The following is a 16,246-nucleotide window of genomic DNA, read 5'->3' on the forward strand; positions in this document are numbered from 1 at the left end:
CAGCGGTACGCGCGCCGCCACGCGTTTTTCGGCCCCGCTCAGTCGGTCTGGGGCGCGCTCGGTGGCTCTTCGGCGACGAGCAGCACCCGGCGCAGCAGGGTGGAGAGGTGTCGTCGCTCGGTCGGGGTGAGCGCGCCGAACAGGCGATGCTCCTCGGCGCCCTGGACCTCCATCGCCCCGCGCCAGGCGGCCTGGCCCGCCTCGGTGAGCTCCACATCGACGCGTCGACGGTCGACTGTCGACGGAATCCGGCGGACGAAGCCCCGTCGCAGCAGCGCGTCCACCCGCGCGGTGATCGAGGCGGGGGCCATCGTGAGGTCCGCGGCGAGGTCCGAGGGTGCCGCCCGGCCACCGCGGCCGGCCAGGGCGTGCAAGGTGTCGTACTCGTGGGCCGGTAGGTCGAAGTCGACCAGGACCCGCTCCTTGACGGCCCGCAGGTGCCGGGTTAGTCGGATCATCCTGGTCACCGCCCCCTCGACGTCCGCGTCGAGGTCGGGCACCACGGGCAGCCAACGCTCGATGTGCCGGTCGACGGCGTCCGGAGTTGTGGTCACCGTGGCACCTTACCTCAACGCCGAAATATTCGTTGTCAAAATATTTGACGCCGAAGTATGTTGAGGCCATGGCTCACCCACTGCGCGACCACTCCTTCCGACTGCTGTTCCTGGGGCGCACCATCTCCGCGCTCGGCGACGCGGTGGTGCCCGCCGCCCTGGCGCTGGCCGTGCTGCGGGCCACCGGCTCCACCGGCGCGCTGGCCGTCGTCCTCGCCGCGGCGGTCGTGCCCCGGCTGGTCCTGCTGCCGTTCGGTGGGGTGGTGGCCGACCGGTTCGACGCCCGCCGGGTCGCCCTCCTGGCTGACCTGGTCCGCTGCGCCACGCAACTCGCGGTCGGCGTGGAACTGCTCGGCGGCGACCCGTCGCTGACCACAGTGGTCGTGGCGTCCGCGCTCGGCGGCACCGCCTCGGCGTTCGCCATCCCTACCGCTTCCCCGCTGGTCGCCGGCACCGTCGAGCCGGCCGAGCGGCAGCGCGCCAACGCGCTGATGGGAATCACCGCCAACACCAGCCGCCTCGCCGGCCCGGCGCTGGCCGGCGCGCTGATCTGGGCCGCCGGTCCCGGCTGGGCGTTCATCCTGGACGGTGCGTCGTTCGCGCTCAGCGCCGCGCTCCTCGCGCTGGTGCGGGTCCGCCACGTGCCGGTCCCCCGCCGCTCCGTCCTCGCCGACCTGCGGCACGGCTTCGGCGAGGTACGCGCCCGCGACTGGTTCTGGACCAGCCTGCTCGGGCACGGCGTCTGGAACGGCGCCGCCGCCGTGCTGATGACCCTCGGGCCGGCCGTCGCCATCGACCGTCTCGGCGGCGAGACGACCTGGGTGCTGCTGTTGCAGGCCGGCGCGATCGGAATGCTGACCGGATCGCTGCTGGCCGGGCGGGTCCGGCTGCACCGGCCGGTGCTGCTGGCCAACCTCGGGCTGGCCTGCTACGCCGCCCCGCTGTTCCTGCTCGCCGTCGCCGCGCCCGCCCCCGCGGTCATCGCCGCCTACGCGGTGGCACTGACCGCCCTCGGTTACCTCAACCCGGTGTGGGAGACCGTCGTGCAGCACCACTTCCCGCCGGAGGTCCTGGCCCGGGTCACCTCCTACGACTGGCTGGTGTCGCTGGGCGCCATGCCGCTGGGCTACGCGCTGGCGCCGTTGGCCGCCGACGCGTTCGGCGCACCCGTCCCGCTGGCCGTCGCCGGCCTTCTGGTGCTCGCCTCCTGCGCGGGCACCGCCCTCGTTCCCGGCGTACGCCGACTGACCTGGCCGGCGACCCCGCAACCGCAACCCGCCGACCCCGCCGCCGTCCGTTGACCGGACCGAACGTCGACGCGCGGTGACCGGCGCCCGGAAGGATGTCGGCAACCTCGACAGAGTCACCGCCGTTACCGCCGCTCCTCGCGGGCTGTGCCGGGGCCCGCTGAGGCGTCGGCACCTGCTTCCAGGGGTCTGTACGAGGCGGCGCGATGCGAGAGACTGACGGTGTGACGACCCTCTCCGGGACGAGGCCGGCGACATGAGCCGACTATTCAGGATTGTCATCGCCGTGCTCGCCGCGGCGGAGGCCATCCTCCTGTACCTGAGGGTCACCGCCGAGGTGCGCTCGATGACGGGGTCGTTCACCGTCACGCGGACCGCGGTCGACTTCCCGACGCTCATGGCGAAGGGGTTCGTCTTCTTCGCCCCCCTCGACGCCATGACCGCTCCCATGATGGACGCGGTGACGCCGCTGATCCGCTGGGTCGTGATCCTGCTGCTCGCGGTGTCGACGTACCTGGTCTGCGGTCTCGTCACCAGACAGATGCACCCGCTCATCGCGGCGATGATCGGTGCGGCCGCCGCCCTCACCGCAACGGCAATCGGCGATCTGCTCTGGTGGGCCACCCTCGTGGTCCGTGTGCGTACCGCCCCCACCGGCTGGTACGCCAACGAGGCGCTGGACCACTCCACGCTCCTCGCCAGCGCGCACCTGGCGCTGGCGGGGTGGACGTCCGATGCCCTCTTTCTCGGCTGCCTGTTGGCAGTCACGAACGCATTCCTGGTTGGTGGCTCCAGCCTGGCCATGATGCTGCTGAACCGGCTGAACAAGAACACCGACGAAGGCGACGGCGAGGTCGAAGACGAGGCCCAGGATGCGGTTGACGACACCGAGCCGGCCCCCCGCGTTCCGCTGATCGGCGACGCGCGAGGACGCAGCGCTAATCTTGCCCTGGCTGGCGTCCTTCCGGTGCTGGTGCTCCTCCTGATCAACGGCACCCAGGCGGTGTGGGACAGCTATTCGGGGAGAGGTTTCCTGGCGCTGCTCGGGGAATTCCTGCACCGCCCCGCCCTGTCCCTGCCGCCACGCGCCCGCGACGACGTGGGCTACCGGCTGACTCACGAGGTCGACCCGAATCCCCTGTCGATGGACGAGTGGGCGCACAGGTCGGTGCTCGCCCTCGCCCTGCTGCTGGTGCTGTGGCTCCTGCTGTGGGCGCTACTGGCCGGGCTGCCGAACTCCGGGCATCGCCTCGGGCTCGTCGTCGTCTGTTGGGGTGCCACGATCGCGGCGGCCGCCCTGACCGCGACGTCCGATGTCGTTGTCGGCTGCGCCATCTTGGACTCCCCTACCGGTTGTGCTCCCTGGGAGTTCCTGGGCGTGCAATTGACCCCCTCGCTGCGCTTCGGCGCGGCCTGGGGTTGGCTCGTCGCGCTGCCCGTGCTGCTGGCCCGCCGGCTCCTCGACACCGATCCGTCCATCGACACGCAGGAGACGCCGGTCCATGAGCCCACGTGACAAGCGACCGCGTCGCCGTAGGGCCGCCGCTCCGGCTGCGCCGGCCCCGGCGTCGCCGCCCGCCCCGGCAACCGTCGCCTGGTGGAAGCGTCCCGTCACCTGGCTGCTGACGATCGTGGTCGGGGCCGTCGCCACCTGGCTCGGGGCCGTCGTCCTCGGCATGATCAACCAGTGGAAGCCGGCGAACGAGTTGGCCGAGCAGTTGGCCGGCCGGGGGCCCGTCGTCGTCCTGGACCTCAAGCACATCCCCTACCCGCAGGAGGGTGCGTTCGACTACGTCTACCCCGCCGACTCCGACCTGGCCCGGCTCGACGCCAAGCGGCCGGACGATCCGGCCGTCGAGGCCGGCGCGGTCGACATCGAACGGAGCAGCTGGGAGATCACCCTCGTCGGCACCCGGGAGGAGGCGGCCGAGGCCGTCGACCTCCGACCCGTCCTCGTCGAGCCCTGCGGGCCCCCGCTCACCGGGATTCACGAGCCCAACCCCTCGCAGGGCGACTCGCAGAAGATCGTCCTCGTGACACACGTGGATCGACCGAACCCCCGCATGCTCGTCGACGACCCGGGTGGCGCCGACGCCGGTGTCCCGTTCTTCGCCACTCACAAGATCACCTTGCCCAAGGGTGAGAAGAACGTCATCCAGGTACGAGCGCTCAGCGCGAAGCAGCACTGCCGATGGCGACTGGAGCTGGACTACCTGGCCGAGGGACGACGTCAGACAATGGTGATCTCGGCACCCGGCGACAAGCCGTTCGAGGTGACCGGGCGCGCGGACGACTCGGCCTACGCCTGGGTCTACCTCAGCCCGTCCGACGGATGTCGGGCCAAGGACGGCACCGAGACCGATCGGCTGCGCATCACCGGCGCCGAGTACGCGCAGATGGTGCGCGACGGGCGGACCTGCCCCTACTGACAGCCGGGCGTTCACCACCCGCGCCCTCCATCGGGTCCGGACCGCCGGACCGGTAAACCTCGCGAGCCCGTCCGGTGTCTTGCTGGTTGACGAAGCCGGGAGGTCAGATGAGGGATTCGCGCGGGGCGGAGTTCGACGACTTCGTTCGCTCACGGTCGGCGGTGCTGTTGCGGGTTGCCTTCCTGCTGACCGGCGACCGGCACGCCGCCGAGGACCTGCTCCAGGAGGTGCTGGAGCAGGTGTACGTGCGCTGGCGTCGGGTGCAGAGCAGCCCGGAGGCGTACGCGCGACGGGCGCTGGTCAACCGGTCGATCAACCGGTGGCGGTGGCGTGCCCGCCGTCCGGAACAGTCGCTGGGCGAGCATGACGGGGTTGCCCGGGACCACGCCGACGCGGTGGCGGTGCGTGAACTGGTCGTCGGGGCGCTGCGGGCGTTGCCGGCCCGGCAGCGGGCCGCTGTCGTGCTCCGCTACCTGGAAGACCTGCCGGTGGTCGACGTCGCGGCGGCGATGGGCTGTTCAGAGGGTGCGGTGAAGAGTCACGCCTCCCGTGGTTTGGCTCGGCTGCGCGAGGCGCTGGCGGAATCGAACCTCGTCATACCCATCACTGGAACCGGGAGTTCGCGATGACCATGAACGACAGTGACGTGCGCGGCATCCTGCATCGCGCGACGGATGACCTGGTCAGCCCGCCGGGCCTGCTCGCTGAGGTGCGTCGGGGCGGGCGGCGGCGGGTGGTGCGCCGGCGAGCGCTGTTGGCGGCGGTCTGCGCGGCCGTGGTGGCCGTGCCCGTGGCTGGCGTTCTCGACCTGCCCGGCGACGCCGGAGACACCCGTGCCGCCTCTCCGCTGCTCGACCAGCCGGCCCGCGGTGATCTGGCCACCGACCAGGGTTACCTGCGGCAGGTCCGCGAGGTGTGGCAGCGCCGGATCAAGGAGGTCGGAGATCGGACGCGCGGCGAGCCGCACGTCGTGTGGGCAGGAGTCACGCCTGCTGGTCCGGCCGCCTACGTGGCCCACGCCACCGCGCACGGCACGACCGTGGGGTTCGTCGAACCCACCGCCGGTGGCCCGCGCGTGCGCACCCTGACGCAGGCCACCGACAGCGAAACAGACGGCCTCGAGCAGGCGGTACTGCTCGGATCGCAGCGCGACGTGCTCCTTGTGCTGGACTTCGGGCAACCGGTGGAGTTCTCCGCGCAACTGCGGTCCATGCCCGATGGCAAGGTCGAGCGGACCTTCGAGCCGGTGGTGTTCCGAGACGGTGCGGCGGTGTTGTCGGTGCCGCCGCAGCGCACGAAGGTCACCGTCGCGCTCACCCGGACTCCCGTTCAACGGCAGAACGCGATTCACATCGACGGCACGAGCGAGATCCTCTTCGCCGGCAAACAGGATCGGTCCGCAATACCGATGCTGCGGCACACGTTGCCGGGTGCGGAGCAGGTCTGGGGCACCGACCCGGCTGCCGCGCAGGTGAACGCGCCGATCGAAGCCCTCGCCGAATACATCGACCCGGTCGGAGTGCACACGCACAACGGCTCTCCCCTCCTGTGGGTCTACGGGGCAACCCCCGACGGCCGGCGGCTCCTCGTGGAAACCGTCCAGTACGACGACGGCCCGTCCCGCGTCATCGCGTTGCTCGCCGGCAAGTATCTGCCGTTCGAGGCGGTGGCCAGCACGAACGCGGACTGGTCGGCACCCCTGCCTGTGCGGCTACGACTGCCCGACGACCAGGGCGTTCTCGTCGCCGCCGTGGGGTCAGCGCTGAGCTACCGAATCGGCGACGGCCAGTGGCAGGACGCCGGCGCGGACGCGGCACTGCTGCCCGCGACAGCGACCGAGGTACGGGTCACCGACGCCAGCGGGGCCACCACCGACGTCCCGGTCGCTTCCTGAACCAGCTCCCGACAACAGTAAATACGGTGCTCACCGATGCTTTCCTGGCTACCTTCACCCACAGGCTGGTTCACCCGTCCCGGGTATCGGCGGCACGACGCCCCGGTGACACTGGTGGTCGCGGGCGTCGGCGGACTGGTGGCTACCGGCGTCGTCGCGCTGCGACTGCCGCGGGCGATGCGACGCGCCGACGCCGGTAGTGCGACGCCGACACCATCCGTGCCGCCCGTCGATCAGACCGGGTGATCAGATCGGACCGACGGCCTCACTCTCCGGTCGGGCCGCCCGTGAGTTCGGCGACCACGTCGAGGTGGCCCAGGTGGCGGGCGTACTCCTGCACCAGGTGGAACAGCACCCGCTCCAGCGACGCCGGGTCCGCGCCTCTCCACCGCGGGCCCGGCGCACCGATCTCGGCCAGGTCGTGTGCCGTCACCACGGCCGTGGTGTGCGCGCCCTGCGCCCGCAGCGCCGCCACCAGGTCCGCGCGGTTCTCGTCGGGGGCGACGTACCAGCGGTCGTCGCGGCGGTCGCCCCACGGTTCGGCGACGTCCCGGCCCTGGAAACCCCACTCGATCCAGCGCAGCTCGACGTGGCGCAGGTGTTTCAGCAGTTCCAGTGGGGTCCACCCGGACGGCAGCCGGCTGCGCCGCAGCTCCGGCTCGTTCAGCGCCGACACCTTGTCGACAATGGACTCGCGGAAGTAGTCCAGGTAGCGCAGGAAGACCTCGGTGCGGCTGCCGGCCGGGTCGGTGGGCTCGGGAAACGACGTCATGATCCGGTCGGCAGGTCACGGCCGCGCTGACGCACACCCGCGCCGCCGTACGGGTAGTCGCCCACCAGCGGGGCGCTCGCCTCGTCCAGCAGCCGCATCTGCTCGGCGTCGAGGACCAGGTCGGCGGCGGTCAGGTTGTCGTCGAGCTGCTCGGTGGTCCGCGCGCCGAGGATCACCGAGGTGACCGCCGGTCGGGCCGCCAGCCAGGCCAGCGACACCGCCGACATGGACACGCCCCGGTCGTCGGCGATCTGGCGGACCGCGTCGAGCACCCGCCAGGTGCGCTCCTCGGCGTTGCGACCCGCGTACGCCTCGACGCCGCGCTGCGGGTTCTCGCCGAGCCGGGTCGCACCGGTGGGCGTGCTGTCACGCTGGTACTTGCCGGTCAGCCAACCGCCGCCCAGCGGTGACCACGGCAGGATACCGATGCCCTCGTTCTCGCAGACCGGCACCAACTCGAACTCGATCTCCCGGGCCAGCAGGTTGTACTGCGGTTGCAGGGTCACGATCGGGGTGAGGTTGAGGTGCTGGGTGAGCAGGGCGGCCTTCTGCAACTGCCAGCCGGTGAAGTTGCTGACCCCCGCATAGCGGATCTTGCCGGCGCTGACCGCGTCGTCGAAGAACCGCAGCGTCTCCGGCAGCGGGGTCAGCGGATCCCAGGCGTGCGCCTGGTACAGGTCGACGGCCTCGACGCCGAGACGGCGCAGGCTGGCGTCCAGGGCGCGGGTCAGGTGCACCCGGGACAGGCCGGCGTCGTTCGCCCCCGAACCCATCGGGAACCGCCCCTTGGTGGCGATCACCAGGCGGTCACGCACGTCGGGTCGGCTGCGCAGCCAACGCCCGATGATGTCCTCGGAGATGCCGGTGGAGTAGACGTCGGCGGTGTCGATGAAGGTGCCGCCGGCCTCGACGAACCGGTCCAGTTGGGCGAAGCTGCCGGCCTCGTCGGTCTCCGCGCCGAAGGTCATCGTGCCCAGACACAGGGTGGACACCACGGTGCCGGTGTTGCCCAGAGTGCGATAGCGCATATCGTCCTTTCGGTTCGAGTGACAAAGCTGATCTTCGCACTCGGTGGGGCCACCTGCACATGGAGGCCGTCAGGCCCCGGCACGGGCCCCCGCGCGGCCACTTCGCCGGTCATCATGAGCGGGTGAGCGAACCCGCGATCGACATCGACCGACCTCAGCAGCCGGCGCAGTCGCCACTGCCGGGGCGGCCGCCGGAGCCCGGGGCACGCACGTGGGGCCCGTGGGTGGTGGCCGCCGCCACCACCGTGACGCTGCTGCTGCTCGCCGGCCGTTACGGCTACCACCGCGACGAGCTGTACTTCCTGCTCGCCGGTCGGCACCTCGACTGGGGTTACGTCGACCAGGGTCCGCTGGTCCCGGCGTTGGCCCGGCTGCTCGACACGATCGCGCCGGGCAACCTGGTGGTGCTGCGTACCCCGTCGGCGGTGCTGGCCGGCGGCGCGGTGTTGCTGGTCGCCGCCATCGCCCGGGAGCTGGGCGCCGGCCGGGGCGCGCAGTTCTTCGCGGCGGTGCTCGCCGCGTTGTCCGGCATCGTGCTCGCCAGTGGTCACCTGCTCAGCACCACCACCGTCGACCTGCTGGTCTGGCTGGTCGCGGTGTGGTGTGCGGTGCGGTTGCTGCGCACCGGCGACAGCCGCTGGGCGCTGGGCATCGGGCTGGCGCTCGGTGTGGGCATGCTCAGCAAGCTGCTGCCGGCGCTGCTGGCCGTCGGCCTGGTCGCCGGGGTGCTCATCGCTGGGCCACGCCGGCTGCTGCGCGACCGGTGGGTTATCGCCGGGGCCGGGATCGCCGTGCTGCTGGCCGCGCCGAACCTGATCTGGCAGACGACCAACGGCTTTCCGCAGCTTGGCGTTGCCGCGTCCATCTCAGACGGTGACAGCTCCTACAGTGGCCGGCTCGACGCGTTCACCCTCCAGTTCGTCATCATCAGCCCGTACGCCGTACCGATCTGGATCGCCGGCCTGGTCGCGCTGCTCCGCCGACCGGTGTGGCGGGCCTACCGGGCGGTGGGCTGGGCCTGGGTGGTGGTGGTCGGCATCGTGCTGATCGCCGGCGGCAAGGGTTACTACGACGCCCCGCTGTTGCTGGTCCTTACCGCCGCCGGGGCGGTGGTCACCGTGGCGTGGGCATCGCGCGGGAAAACATGGTGGCGTCGGGGGTTGCTCGCGCTGGGCGTGGTGCCGTTCCTGTTGCCCACCGTCGTGCTGTTGCTGCCGGTGCTGCCGGCCGACCGGTTGCCCGGTTTCGTGGTCGACGTCAACTACGACGCCGGCGAGACGATCGGTTGGCCGGCGTTCGCCGACTCGATCGCCGCTGTCCATCGTGGCCTGCCGCCGCAGGAGCGTTCGCGGGCGGTCATCCTGACCGGCAACTACGGCGAGGCCGGTGCGGTGGCCCGCTACGGGCCGGCCCGTGGTCTGCCCCGGGCGTACTCCGGGCACAACAGCATGGTCGACTTCGGTCGGCCGCCCGCCGACGCGGACGTGGTCATCGCCGTCGGCTGGGAGCGCCCCGACCAGCTCAACACCTGGTTCGAGCAGTGCACCCTGGCCGGGCGGGTGGACCAGCGGGTCGAGGTGGAGAACGACGAGAACGGCGGCCCGATCTACGCGTGCCAGGGGCTGCGGCGTCCGTGGGCGCAGATCTGGGACACCGAGGTACGCCACACCGGCTGAGCAGGTGCAGCCGGTAGGCAGTGCTCAGCTGGCTCCGCTGGTCAGCCAGCTCTGGATGCCGACCAGCGCCTCGGGGCCGGAGGTGGCGTCGACGTCGCGGGCGAGGTCGGCGATGGTGACGGCGGCGAGCGCCTGACGCCAGGCGTCCTCGGCTGCCCACATGGCGCGGGCGACCGGGCACGGCGTCGTGCAGGCGTCGGCCGGGGTCGCGAAGGGGCCGCGCTGGCGGATCTCGGTGCAGACGAAGGTCGGGCCGGGACCGTCGACGGCCCGGACCACGTCGAGCAGGGTGATGCTCTCCGGTTTGCGGGTGAGGACGTAGCCGCCCAACTTGCCCTGCACGGAGTGGATCAGGCCGGCTCGGGCCAGGGACTGGAGCTGCTTGGCGAGGTAGCTGCTGGAGACGTCGTGCAGTTCCGCCAGCTTGGCCGCCGGAACGGGCGTGTGGCTGGCCGTGAGCACCACGCAGCAGTGCAGCGCCCACTCGACCCCGCCGGACATCTTCATGACGTCACCCTAGTCACCCCGTTACTCGGACTCAGTATGTCCGAGTATAGTTCTCGGACAAGGAAGGTCCGAGTATCGGCTGAGCCTCAGCAGTCGGACCACATGTCACGGGAAGGTGCATGGGCATGAAGATCGCCGTACTGGGCGGGACCGGCCTCATCGGGTCGCAGGTCGTCAAGATCTTGCAGGCCGCGGGCCACGAGGCGGTGCCGCTCTCGCTATCCACCGGCGTCGACCTCCTCACCGGGCAGGGCCTGTCCGAGGCACTCACCGGCGCCGAGGTCGTCGTCAACCTGACGAACTCGCCGACCTTCGACGAGGCCTCGCCCGCCTTCTTCCAGACGACCATGGACAACCTGCTGGCCGCAGCCGCTCGCGCGGGCGTCGGCCACGCGGTGATCCTCTCCATCGTCGGCGTCGACCAGGTGCCCGACCTGGACTACTACCGCGCCAAGGTCCTCCAGGAGGACATCCTCAAGGCCGGCCCCGTTCCGTACTCGATCGTCCGCGCCACCCAGTTCTTCGAGTTCGTCGACGCGATCCTGTCCTGGACGGCCGACGACACCACCGTCCGCCTGCCCAGCACGCCTGTGCAGCCGATGGCCGCCGCCGACGTGGCGCAGGCCGTCGCCGAGGTCAGCATGGGCGCGCCGTTGCAGGGCGTCCGCAACGTCGCCGGACCCGACGTCTTCGCCCTCGACGAGCTGGGGCGGATCACCCTCGCCGCCCGCGGTGACCAGCGCACCGTCACCACCGACAACAGCGCCGGCATGTTCGCCGCCGTGTCCGGTGATGTCCTCACCGGCTCCGACGGCGCCGTCATCGCGCCCACCGTGTACCGGGAGTGGCTCGGCCGCCACGCCTGAGGTGGCGAGCGGCCCGCACGTCGCCGTGGCAGTCGATCACGACGGGGGCGTGCGGGCCCGCCACTCGTGGGCCAGGATCGCGAAGACGAGCCGGTCGGCCCACTCCCCCTTGAACAGGTAACTCTCGACATGGCGTGCCTCCTGCCGCATGCCGAGTCGCGCCATCAGCCGGGCCGACGCGCCGTTGCGACTGTGGCACCGGCCGTAGACCCGGTGCAGCCCGAACTCGTCGAACCCCCAGGCCAGCAACGCGGTGGCGGCCTCCGTCGCCAGCCCGCGGCCACCGTGGTCGGGGTGGAAGACGAACCCGAGTTCGGCGGTACGGTCGAGCTGGCTGCGCCACACCAACTCCACGATCCCGATCATCCCGGCGTCGGTGACCACGGCCACCGTCAGGCAGTCGCCCACCGCGCGCCAGGCGTCCTCGCCCGCCATGGCGAGCACCGACACCCGTGACTGCTCACGGGTACGCGGCTTCGCGCCGAGCATCCAGCGCACGACGTCCGGTCGACGCTGAAACGCGTACACGTCGTCGAGGTCCTCGATCGTGACCGGGCGCAGGGCGAGGCGTGCGGTGCGGATCGGGAAGGTCGGCTGGAACATCACGCGATCGTAGAGACCCGTGCGGAGCGCTCCGGTGCCGGCTGATCGGCGTCCTCACGCCGGGGCAGCAGCAGTGGGCTCACCAAGATCACCAGCCCGGCGACCGTGATTGCCGTGCGCGGGCTGGTGGCCTGCGCGAGCAGCCCACCGAGCGCGCTGAGGGCGGCGATGGTGGCGCTGCTGCCGATCGACCAGGCAGAGAGGGTACGGACGATGCGATCCTTCGGAGTCTGTTCCAGGCGGTAGGTGGCGAGCACCGGGTTGAAGAGGCTCATGCTGATGATGATCGCGAACTCGACGGTGATCACCGTGGCGAGACCGACCACGCCGGACTGGACGAAGGCGAGGCCGATCAGCCAGATCGCGCGCAGCGTGCCCACGGCGCGGATGATCCGGTGTTGGCCGTGGCGTGCCACCACCCGACGGGCCAGGCGTGACCCGATGAGCCCGCCGACGCAGGGCACGGCGAAGGCGAGGCCGTACTGCCATGGCGCAAAGCCCAGCTCGCCGAGCAGGAGCACGGCCAACAACGGCTCGGTGGCCATGATCAGCCCGGCGACGAGCAACTGGTTGAGGTAGAGCGCCCGCAGGCCGGGATGGGCCAGCAGATGTCGCCAGCCGTCGAGCAGCTCACCGGCCCGGACCCGGCCCGCGCCGGCACGCCGGGGAGGCTCCTCGTGGCCGCGAATGGCGGCGAGGCCCACCGCGGAGAGCAGGTAGCTGAGCGCGTCGGCCACGACGGTGACGACCGGCCCGAAGAGTCCCACCGCGGCGCCGCCCAGCGGCGGCCCGAGCGCGATCGAGCTCCAGGTCGTCGACTCGAACCGCGCGTTCGCCCCCAGCAGGTCGTCCGGCCGGACGAGAGCCTTGAGGAGGGCGCCGCTGGCCGCGTTGAAGGCGATCTTGGCGGTGGCGAGCACGGCCGAGACGACCAGCAACTGCCCGAAGCTGAGCCGACCCAGCGCGTACGCGACCGGGACCGTCAGCAGGACCGCGAACCGGGCCAGGTCCATCGCGATCATCACCCGCCGTTTGCGGTGGAACTCCACCCACGGCCCGAGTGGCAACGCGATCAGCGCCCCCACGGCCGGCCCCAGCGCGGCCAACACGGACACCTGGGCGGGGCTGGCCTGCAACACCAGCACGGCGATCAACGGCAACGCCCCGAAACTCAGCCCCGAGCCGTAGGCGCTGACCGCGTACGACGCCCACAACCAACCGAACCTCCGTCCCAGGGATCGCCACGTGGACACACCCACACCTCCCGCTCCTGACAACCCGCCGTTGATCGTTGCGATCACAGCAAGCCCAGTGACGAGGGATCAAACAACCCCGTGAGCGGCGAGCCACAACCAGAGGTTGTGTCGCTAGGGTTTGCCGGGTGAATCTCGACGCTGTCCGTACCTTCGTCGCCGCCGTCGACGCCGGCCAGTTCCAGGACGCCGCCGCGGCGCTGTCGATCACCCAGCAGGCCGTCTCCAAGCGCATCGCGGCACTGGAGAAAGACCTCGGGGTACGGCTGTTCACCCGCACCGCGCGCGGCACCCACCTCACCGTCGACGGTCAGACCTTCCTGCCGCACGCCCGTGAACTGCTCCGGGCGGAGGCGCGCGCCGACGCCTCCGTACGCCCGGGGCGACGGGCACTGCGCGTCGACGTGCACAGCCGACGGATCGCACCAGCGGTGCTGTTGCAGGACTTCCACCGCGCGCATCCCCGCATCGAGCTGGACGTCGTCACCCTCGACGCGGACGTCCACGCCGCGATGGCCGCCGTCGAGGCAGGGACGGTCGACGCCACCTTCCACGCCGTCACCGTCGCCGCGCGTCACCTGCCCGCCGCGATCAGGACCACCCGCGTGATCGACGAGTACCACGAACTGCTCGTCGGCCCCCGCCACGCGCTCGCCAACGCCCGCGTCGTCACGCCCGCGCAACTCGCCGAGCACCGCATCTGGATGCCCGGCATGGCCCCCGGCACCGAATGGTCCGACTACTACGACGAACTCGCCGCCGCGTTCGGTCTCACCATCGACCTGGTCGGGCCGGTCTTCGGCAACGAGGCGCTGCTGGCCGAGATCGCCGACTCCGCGGAGCTGGCGACCCTCGCTGGCGTTCGCACCCGGTACCTGTGGCCGGACAGCTACGACCTGCGGCGCGTACCGGTGCGTGGCCCGGCGCCCGTCTACCCCATGTCCCTCATCTGGCGCGACGACAACCCGCATCCCGCGCTGCGGGCACTGCGCGCCTACCTCGCCTCCCGGCGGGTGCAGGCCACCGACATCGAGGTCTGGCTACCGCCCTGGGGTCAGTGACCGACGCGCTACGGCGTTCGTTGACATCTGCCACCCTCCCCTGTCAGACTCACCTGACAGGGGGCGTCAGAGAAATCTGACACCTTCATTGAGAAGGGAAACCAGCATGAGCGGCACCTCGCCGACCGGTGACGAACTCGTGTCGTTGCTGGCCGCACTGGCCAGCCCGCACCGGCTACGAATCCTGGCCGCCGTGGCCCGGCAGCGGACCTACGTCAGCGAGTTGGCCCGGCGGCTGCAGATGAACCGGCCGCTGCTCTACATGCACCTGCAGAAATTGGAAGCGGCCGGCCTGGTGACCGGCGAGCTGGTGACCGCACCGGACGGCAGCTCGGTGAAGTACGTCCAGGCGGTGCCGTTCACGGTGTCCCTGGACCTGGACGCGATCGCACTGGCCGCACAGAACCTGACCGGCTCCGGGCCGGCCGCAGAACAGGAGAAGTGAGCAATGACCCATCAGGTCGCGTTGGACATCGCACAGACCTCCACCATCGCCGCGGCGGTGATCGTGACGGCGATGATCGTGGTCGCCGGTCTCATCGGGACGGGCATCTACCGCGCCCGGTACGCCGCAGCTCGGGAGGAAGGCTACCGAGTGCTCGCCGAGCGCAGCGCCACCGGCGCCCAGGCCACGGCGGACGAGATCAAGGGCGTACGGGACGAGCTCGGCGAGGTTCGGCAGCGCCTGGCCGCGCTCGAGAAGCTGCTGAGCCAGATCGGCTGACGGCCCACCGACGGGGAGGACGCACCACATGAGCACCTGGAATGACGCGCTGATGCGGGCCCGACGTCTCGCCGCCGCGGCCGGCTGCCTGCTGGTGACGGCCGCGGGGCTGGCCGCCCCGGTCGTGGCCAGCCCGCGGCTGCCAACGACCTCGCCGCTGGCGAACGCTACCTGCGCGCGTACCTGAAGCAGATCAAGGCACCCGGCCTGGCGTACGCGGTCATTCGCGGCGACGAGGTCCTCCAGCGAGGCGCATGGGGCGTCGACGGTGACGGCCGATCGATCACCACGCAGACCCCGTTCCTGCTCGGGTCCACCAGCAAGTCGTTCACCGCGCTGGCGGTGGCGCAACTGGTCGAGGCCGGCCGGATCGGCCTCGACACCACCGCCTCCACGTACCTCCCGTGGCTGCGCCTGGGCGACGCGGACACCGCTGGGACGGTCACCGTCCGCCAACTGCTGACCCACACCAGCGGCCTGCCGCAGGTGTGGAGCACCGACCTTACCGACCGCTACGACAGCCGCCCCGGCGCGCTGACCCGCCTGGGCCTGGGCGTGCACGCCATGGTCACCGCCCGCCCACCGACCTCGCCCCCGACGCGAGCACGCGACCGGGCCGTCGACGTTGACCAGCCTGCCGTCCCTCGTGGTGCCGACACCATCCCTGCCAATCACCTCTGGTAGTTGCGGCGGTCCGGCACTACGTTTAACGTGTTGGTTAAGCGACTGGAGGCTCTGGTGTCTGGCAGCGATCAACTCAGCACGGTGTTCTCGGCGCTCGCCGACCCGACTCGACGGGCGATCCTCGCCGAGCTGGCCGACCGCGACGCCACGGTCACCGAGCTCACCGCTCCACTCCCGATCTCGATGCCGGCGGTGTCGCGGCACCTGAAGGCGCTCGAACGCGCCGGGCTCATCTCCCGCACCCGGTCGGGAAAGTTGCGGATGAGTCGCATCGAGGCCGCCCCGCTACGCGAAGCGGCCGAGTGGATCGAGCGCTACCGGCGGTTCTGGGACACGTCCCTCACCCGCCTCGACGCCCACCTCGCGGCCGTCCAGACCGCCGGCCACCCAACGGACCAAACGGCCCACGGCCCGGCGATCCCCGACAGGGAATCGCCGAGCAAGGCTCACGACAAGGAGAATTGATGGACAGCGACAAGCCGCCGATCGTCATCTCGCGCGTGGTCGACGCGCCACGGGAGCTGGTCTATCGAGCTTTCACCGACCCGGACCACCTGGCGGCATGGTGGGGGCCGATCGGCAACTCACTGCCCCGCGACGAGATGGAGTTCGACGTCCGGCCTGGCGGCTACCAGCGGTGGACCGAGGTCTTCCCGACCCAACCCGGCCTGCGGGTCGAGGTCCACATCGACCTCACCGACGTCGTCGACGGCGAACTGATCGACGGCATCGCGCACGTCACCGGGCAACTCCCGGAGGGCATCGCGCCGCACGAGACGAGGATGCGGGTCGAGTTTCACGACGACGCCGATGGACGGACCCGACTCGAGATCCGTCAGTGGCTCCCCGAGCAGTTGTCCGCTCCCGCCAACCAGGGTTGGAACGAGGCCTTCTCCAAACTGGACGCGACATTCGGCAATGCCCGACCCGTTGCCGTCGAGGTGTAGC

The 16,246-nt window shown here is 71.0% G+C and carries 20 protein-coding genes; 14 read left to right on the forward strand and 6 right to left on the reverse strand.

All coding sequences use genetic code 11. The features are described 5' to 3' along the window. Positions 1 to 38: 38 nt before the first annotated feature. Entirely contained in the window at positions 39 to 554 is a 516-nt protein-coding gene (locus ACIBEF_RS09285; protein ID WP_396792539.1) for a MarR family winged helix-turn-helix transcriptional regulator, read from the reverse strand. Positions 555 to 622: 68 nt separating this feature from the next. Here ACIBEF_RS09285 and ACIBEF_RS09290 point away from each other — a divergent pair, with 68 nt between their 5' ends. From ACIBEF_RS09290 to ACIBEF_RS09310, 5 genes are all read left to right on the forward strand, one after another. Further along, positions 623 to 1,855 carry an MFS transporter gene (locus ACIBEF_RS09290; RefSeq protein ID WP_396792541.1) on the forward strand — a complete coding sequence of 411 codons (1,233 nt, stop codon included), beginning with the start codon at positions 623 to 625 and terminating at the stop codon, positions 1,853 to 1,855. Between the two features lie 202 nt (positions 1,856 to 2,057). After that, complete coding sequence (locus tag ACIBEF_RS09295) at positions 2,058 to 3,317, forward strand: hypothetical protein (protein ID WP_396792543.1); 1,260 nt, start codon at positions 2,058 to 2,060, stop codon at positions 3,315 to 3,317. After that, positions 3,304 to 4,230 carry a hypothetical protein gene (locus ACIBEF_RS09300; RefSeq protein WP_396792545.1) on the forward strand — a complete coding sequence of 309 codons (927 nt, stop codon included), beginning with the start codon at positions 3,304 to 3,306 and terminating at the stop codon, positions 4,228 to 4,230. The genes ACIBEF_RS09295 and ACIBEF_RS09300 overlap by 14 nt, the downstream gene beginning before the upstream one ends. A 107-nt stretch (positions 4,231 to 4,337) precedes the next feature. Continuing rightward, entirely contained in the window at positions 4,338 to 4,859 is a 522-nt protein-coding gene (locus ACIBEF_RS09305; RefSeq protein ID WP_396792547.1) for a SigE family RNA polymerase sigma factor, read from the forward strand. After that, positions 4,856 to 6,124: a hypothetical protein gene (locus ACIBEF_RS09310; RefSeq protein ID WP_396792549.1), complete on the forward strand. Its 1,269-nt coding sequence runs from the start codon at positions 4,856 to 4,858 to the stop codon at positions 6,122 to 6,124. Before ACIBEF_RS09305 ends, ACIBEF_RS09310 begins: the two co-directional genes overlap by 4 nt. Before the next feature lie 265 nt (positions 6,125 to 6,389). On the opposite strand, the gene ACIBEF_RS09315 is transcribed toward ACIBEF_RS09310, so the two are convergent. Together ACIBEF_RS09315 and ACIBEF_RS09320 are read right to left on the reverse strand one after the other, a co-directional pair. Next, positions 6,390 to 6,896, reverse strand: a complete 507-nt coding sequence (locus ACIBEF_RS09315; protein ID WP_396792551.1) for a DinB family protein — start codon at positions 6,894 to 6,896, stop codon at positions 6,390 to 6,392. Continuing rightward, on the reverse strand, positions 6,893 to 7,924 hold the full coding sequence (locus tag ACIBEF_RS09320) for an aldo/keto reductase (protein ID WP_396792553.1): 1,032 nt from the start codon (positions 7,922 to 7,924) through the stop codon (positions 6,893 to 6,895). Before ACIBEF_RS09320 ends, ACIBEF_RS09315 begins: the two co-directional genes overlap by 4 nt. A 122-nt stretch (positions 7,925 to 8,046) precedes the next feature. On the opposite strand from ACIBEF_RS09320, the gene ACIBEF_RS09325 reads away from it, so the two are divergent. Next, positions 8,047 to 9,600 carry an ArnT family glycosyltransferase gene (locus ACIBEF_RS09325; protein ID WP_396792555.1) on the forward strand — a complete coding sequence of 518 codons (1,554 nt, stop codon included), beginning with the start codon at positions 8,047 to 8,049 and terminating at the stop codon, positions 9,598 to 9,600. A gap of 24 nt (positions 9,601 to 9,624) precedes the next feature. Here ACIBEF_RS09325 and ACIBEF_RS09330 read toward each other — a convergent pair whose 3' ends face one another. Further along, positions 9,625 to 10,107 (reverse strand): RrF2 family transcriptional regulator, encoded by a 483-nt coding sequence (locus ACIBEF_RS09330; RefSeq protein ID WP_396792557.1) that lies wholly within the window; start codon positions 10,105 to 10,107, stop codon positions 9,625 to 9,627. A 125-nt stretch (positions 10,108 to 10,232) separates the two neighbouring features. Here ACIBEF_RS09330 and ACIBEF_RS09335 point away from each other — a divergent pair, with 125 nt between their 5' ends. Next, a complete protein-coding gene (locus ACIBEF_RS09335; protein WP_396792559.1) occupies positions 10,233 to 10,973 on the forward strand; it encodes an SDR family oxidoreductase in 741 nt (246 codons plus the stop codon). A gap of 36 nt (positions 10,974 to 11,009) precedes the next feature. Here ACIBEF_RS09335 and ACIBEF_RS09340 read toward each other — a convergent pair whose 3' ends face one another. Continuing rightward, entirely contained in the window at positions 11,010 to 11,576 is a 567-nt protein-coding gene (locus tag ACIBEF_RS09340) for a GNAT family N-acetyltransferase (protein ID WP_396792561.1), read from the reverse strand. Next, positions 11,576 to 12,829 carry an MFS transporter gene (locus ACIBEF_RS09345; protein WP_396792563.1) on the reverse strand — a complete coding sequence of 418 codons (1,254 nt, stop codon included), beginning with the start codon at positions 12,827 to 12,829 and terminating at the stop codon, positions 11,576 to 11,578. Before ACIBEF_RS09345 ends, ACIBEF_RS09340 begins: the two co-directional genes overlap by 1 nt. Before the next feature lie 128 nt (positions 12,830 to 12,957). On the opposite strand from ACIBEF_RS09345, the gene ACIBEF_RS09350 reads away from it, so the two are divergent. The 7 genes from ACIBEF_RS09350 (at position 12,958) to ACIBEF_RS09380 (ending at position 16,245) form a co-directional block, all read left to right on the forward strand. Beyond that, the gene (locus ACIBEF_RS09350; RefSeq protein WP_396792566.1) at positions 12,958 to 13,890 is read left to right on the forward strand and encodes a LysR family transcriptional regulator; all 933 of its coding nucleotides are present in this window, start codon (positions 12,958 to 12,960) and stop codon (positions 13,888 to 13,890) included. A gap of 106 nt (positions 13,891 to 13,996) precedes the next feature. Beyond that, on the forward strand, positions 13,997 to 14,335 hold the full coding sequence (locus ACIBEF_RS09355; protein ID WP_396792568.1) for an ArsR/SmtB family transcription factor: 339 nt from the start codon (positions 13,997 to 13,999) through the stop codon (positions 14,333 to 14,335). Between the two features lie 3 nt (positions 14,336 to 14,338). Further along, complete coding sequence (locus ACIBEF_RS09360) at positions 14,339 to 14,614, forward strand: hypothetical protein (RefSeq protein ID WP_124857923.1); 276 nt, start codon at positions 14,339 to 14,341, stop codon at positions 14,612 to 14,614. A 28-nt stretch (positions 14,615 to 14,642) separates the two neighbouring features. Beyond that, the gene (locus tag ACIBEF_RS09365; protein WP_396792570.1) at positions 14,643 to 14,801 is read left to right on the forward strand and encodes a hypothetical protein; all 159 of its coding nucleotides are present in this window, start codon (positions 14,643 to 14,645) and stop codon (positions 14,799 to 14,801) included. A 35-nt stretch (positions 14,802 to 14,836) separates the two neighbouring features. Next, on the forward strand, positions 14,837 to 15,298 hold the full coding sequence (locus ACIBEF_RS09370) for a serine hydrolase domain-containing protein (RefSeq protein WP_396792792.1): 462 nt from the start codon (positions 14,837 to 14,839) through the stop codon (positions 15,296 to 15,298). A 54-nt stretch (positions 15,299 to 15,352) separates the two neighbouring features. After that, positions 15,353 to 15,763 carry an ArsR/SmtB family transcription factor gene (locus ACIBEF_RS09375; protein ID WP_396792571.1) on the forward strand — a complete coding sequence of 137 codons (411 nt, stop codon included), beginning with the start codon at positions 15,353 to 15,355 and terminating at the stop codon, positions 15,761 to 15,763. After that, positions 15,763 to 16,245, forward strand: coding sequence for an SRPBCC domain-containing protein (locus ACIBEF_RS09380; RefSeq protein WP_396792573.1), 483 nt, complete (start codon positions 15,763 to 15,765; stop codon positions 16,243 to 16,245). Before ACIBEF_RS09375 ends, ACIBEF_RS09380 begins: the two co-directional genes overlap by 1 nt. Position 16,246: the final 1 nt, after the last annotated feature.

Origin of the sequence: Micromonospora sp. NPDC050795, from assembly GCF_044456785.1 — a bacterium.
In the GTDB taxonomy this organism is placed as follows: domain Bacteria; phylum Actinomycetota; class Actinomycetes; order Mycobacteriales; family Micromonosporaceae; genus Micromonospora.